This is a genomic window from Vibrio sp. V09_P4A23P171 (assembly GCF_963875615.1).
In the GTDB taxonomy this organism is placed as follows: Bacteria; Pseudomonadota; Gammaproteobacteria; order Enterobacterales; family Vibrionaceae; genus Vibrio; species Vibrio anguillarum.
On record NZ_CAWNMR010000059.1, the window covers coordinates 1 to 3,039 of the forward strand.

The following is a 3,039-nucleotide window of genomic DNA, read 5'->3' on the forward strand; positions in this document are numbered from 1 at the left end:
AGTATATGCAGTGCACGTTCGACTGTGTTGCGTGCGCGAAGATCAGGGCGAATTTGTCGAGTGCTGAAGACTAATCCGGCCGCGGCAACCGTTGCCATCAAACCAGTGAGTAATAAATAGCTGCGTTGTTCTAACTGCTTTAAGTAGTCTGCGGCGGTAATTTCTTGAGGAGAAAAGCTATCGAGTACAGCGAAACCGCTGGCGATATTATGCAGTTTATTCATCAGTACGTGAGCACCCTCCACGGCCGTTGGCTGCAGATCCGTAGGAAGGCTATCAACTACCATTTGCTGAATCAGTATGGGAGAACATAGGCTCCATACTATCCAAATTAACAAAGCAGGAACCACACACCAAAGCAGGGTTAGCATGCCGTGATAAACAGGGCGAGAGTGTAAACGCTGAGTTCCAGCATTGGTTGATGCTACTTTTTTACTGCGCGTCAGCCCTAAGTGGTAAGCCAGTGCCATTACCGCCAGTAGTACCACCATCAGCATCAGATTATTCATTGTTATTCTTACCTTATTAAAGCGTTAGCTTGAGCCGAAAACACTGGCCCAAGCTAATCAGAGAGCCTTAAAGGAGTTTGCGATTTTTAATGTTTTGCGACACCTGGGCGCGCTCTTTATCATCCATTGGGATAAGGCCTGCCGCTTCAAGTTGGCTACCCGTTGCGCCCATTTGTCCACTCACAAAAAACTGTGCGTATTCGAGAATTCCCGGTACTACACCGACATGAGCATTCTTGATGTAGAAGAACAGTGGGCGAGAAACTGGGTATTGCCCGCTGCCAATGGTATCTAAGCTTGGGGTTACGCCGTTAACGGTCGCCACTTTCAAGCGGTCACGGTTTTGGTCGTAGAAGCTTAGGCCAAATACACCAAGCGCATTTTTCTGAGCATCAAGACGAGCGAGGGTTTCGGTATAATCGCCAGCGACTTCAACTACGCGACCATCGGTGCGAATCGCATTACAGAAGTTACCTTTGGCTTTTTTGTCCATCGCTTTGACTTCGGCAAAAGTCTCACAACCTGGGTGAACGACTTTCTCTTCGTACACTTCACGCGTGCCGTGATTAGAACCTGGTATCACAAGCAGAATTTCTTGGTCAGGAAGAGAGGCGTCAATTTGTTTCCAGTTGGTGTAAGGGTTTGACACCATTTTGCCATTCTGCGGAATTTGTGCTGCACCCGCTTTAAACACATGCTCTGGCTTAAGGGCAAAAGTGCCACTGTCGGTACGAGATGCGAACACAATGCCATCATAGCCGACTTTGACTTCAATGATTTCTGTCACGCCATTCGCGCGGCAGCTTTCCACTTCAGAAGATTTAATGGCGCGTGAGGCGTTAGCAATATCGATGGTATTGACACCGACACCTTGACAGAACTGACGTAAACCGCCACTTGAACCACCGGAACCGACCACTGGCGTGTTAAATTGTGGGAAGGTTTGGCCGAACTCTTCTGCAACGATAGAAGAAAATGGCAAAACGGTTGAAGAGCCAGCGATTTGGATCGTATCACGTGCCATTGCTGGGGCAGAGATCGCGGTTGCGATGGTTGAAGCAAGCAAAAGCGCATTGCGTCCGAACTTCATAATATTTCCCTCATTAAATTTCATAACCGTAGACTGTTTTGAAAAGTCTTCCGTAAGCAGCTTTGTATTGTTTAGCTAGGTAAATTCTGAGAGGACAATGTGACAATAAAATAGACTTTATGTGACAAATTTATGACTGTTCTGGCTTTTTTGTTTTATAAGTAGATTGTTTTTATTAAAAATCAGAAGGATATATTTATTTATTCAGTAATTATGGGGTGATTGAATGTTTAACAGTGTGAAATATTTGTGAATGAAATTCGAAATTTCATCTATATTCTGCTAAACACACCCACTTAATTAAGTATGTCAGTAAAGGAGGCTGGCAACATGATAGATAAAAGAACCGTTCATTTGATTAGCTTCCCTAACTCCGACCTTGCTTGTATCGCTGCTCAACTGTTGTATATCAATGCTGGAAGTTTCTATGAGATTACTTTTGAAGCGATTGACGGCATCGACTTACCCGAGCAAAGCCATTTGGAAAAGTTGGGTTACTTTGGCTACACCTTCATCGAGCCGACACAGAGGTTAGAGCCCGCTTACGATTATGTGATCGATATTAACTATGCGATGTACCAACACGATAGACGCCGAGAGGCATATCAAAAACAGGTTTATTGGGAAATCGATTGTAATCAAAATGCAACAAAAGCCCTGCAACATGCTGTCAGCTATTTTACTTCTCGCTTTAACATCATCCTTTAAAAGTCAGCGGTAACTTTTATATTGACAGCGATTTCTTTTTATATGATATATATGCACATCCGCATATGCAGAGATAAGTAAAATGCTACCTCATCAGTTTTTTAAGTTGCTGTCCGATGAAACGCGAGTGCGCTGTTTGCTCATGATTGCACGCGAGCAGCGAGTGTGTGTCGGCGAGTTGACGCAAGCGTTAAATGAAAGCCAACCGAAAATTTCTCGCCATCTGGCTCTACTTCGTTCCAGTGGCGTGGTGGTTGATACAAGGCAAGGGCAATGGGTGTTTTATCGGCTCTCGGACCAACTGCCCGGATGGATGAGAAAACAAATTCAAGGGCTGGTGGAGTCCAACTGCCTGAAACAAGAATACCAACAGGATATGCAAAGGCTGGCAGAGATGAAATCTCGCCCAGAATGCTGTGTTTAGAAGGGATAAAAGGAAATAAAAATGTCTATTAAAGTCGGAATTAACGGGTTTGGTCGTATTGGTCGTTTAGCATTAAGAGCCTCATTTGATTGGCCTGAGATCGAATTTATCCAGATTAACGATGTTGCGGGTGACGCGGCGACCTTGGCTCATTTGCTCGAATTTGATTCAATACAAGGCCGTTGGCATCATGAAGTGACAAGCGACGGTAATGCGATCATTGCCAACGGTCAGGTTATTCGTACCTCACAACAAAAAGCGATCAGTGATGTCGATTGGTCTGGTTGTGATGTGGTCATCGAAGCAAC

The 3,039-nt window shown here is 44.8% G+C and carries 5 protein-coding genes; 3 read left to right on the forward strand and 2 right to left on the reverse strand.

The window, feature by feature from the left end:
- Together AACT23_RS15000 and AACT23_RS15005 are read right to left on the reverse strand one after the other, a co-directional pair.
- The coding region (locus AACT23_RS15000; RefSeq protein ID WP_176428677.1) for a phosphate ABC transporter permease family protein at positions 1 to 509 on the reverse strand (509 nt) is incomplete at its 3' end.
- 67 nt (positions 510 to 576) lie between these two features.
- A complete protein-coding gene (locus AACT23_RS15005) occupies positions 577 to 1,599 on the reverse strand; it encodes a substrate-binding domain-containing protein (RefSeq protein ID WP_094129321.1) in 1,023 nt (340 codons plus the stop codon).
- A gap of 330 nt (positions 1,600 to 1,929) precedes the next feature.
- Between AACT23_RS15005 and AACT23_RS15010 the strand changes: the two genes are divergently transcribed.
- The 3 genes from AACT23_RS15010 to AACT23_RS15020 all read left to right on the forward strand — a co-directional run.
- Positions 1,930 to 2,307 (forward strand): hypothetical protein, encoded by a 378-nt coding sequence (locus AACT23_RS15010; RefSeq protein ID WP_094129324.1) that lies wholly within the window; start codon positions 1,930 to 1,932, stop codon positions 2,305 to 2,307.
- 82 nt (positions 2,308 to 2,389) lie between these two features.
- Complete coding sequence (locus AACT23_RS15015) at positions 2,390 to 2,731, forward strand: metalloregulator ArsR/SmtB family transcription factor (RefSeq protein ID WP_094129327.1); 342 nt, start codon at positions 2,390 to 2,392, stop codon at positions 2,729 to 2,731.
- A gap of 21 nt (positions 2,732 to 2,752) precedes the next feature.
- On the forward strand, positions 2,753 to 3,039 hold a 287-nt coding region (locus AACT23_RS15020), incomplete at its 3' end, for a glyceraldehyde 3-phosphate dehydrogenase NAD-binding domain-containing protein (protein WP_303396347.1).

What these genes read in the sequence shown, in the direction of transcription:
- AACT23_RS15015 (WP_094129327.1), top strand. Translation starts at nt 2,390, where the DNA reads ATGCTACCTCATCAGTTTTTTAAGTTGCTGTCCGATGAAACGCGAGTG.
- AACT23_RS15005 (WP_094129321.1), bottom strand. Translation starts at nt 1,599, where the DNA reads ATGAAGTTCGGACGCAATGCGCTTTTGCTTGCTTCAACCATCGCAACC.
- AACT23_RS15010 (WP_094129324.1), top strand. Translation starts at nt 1,930, where the DNA reads ATGATAGATAAAAGAACCGTTCATTTGATTAGCTTCCCTAACTCCGAC.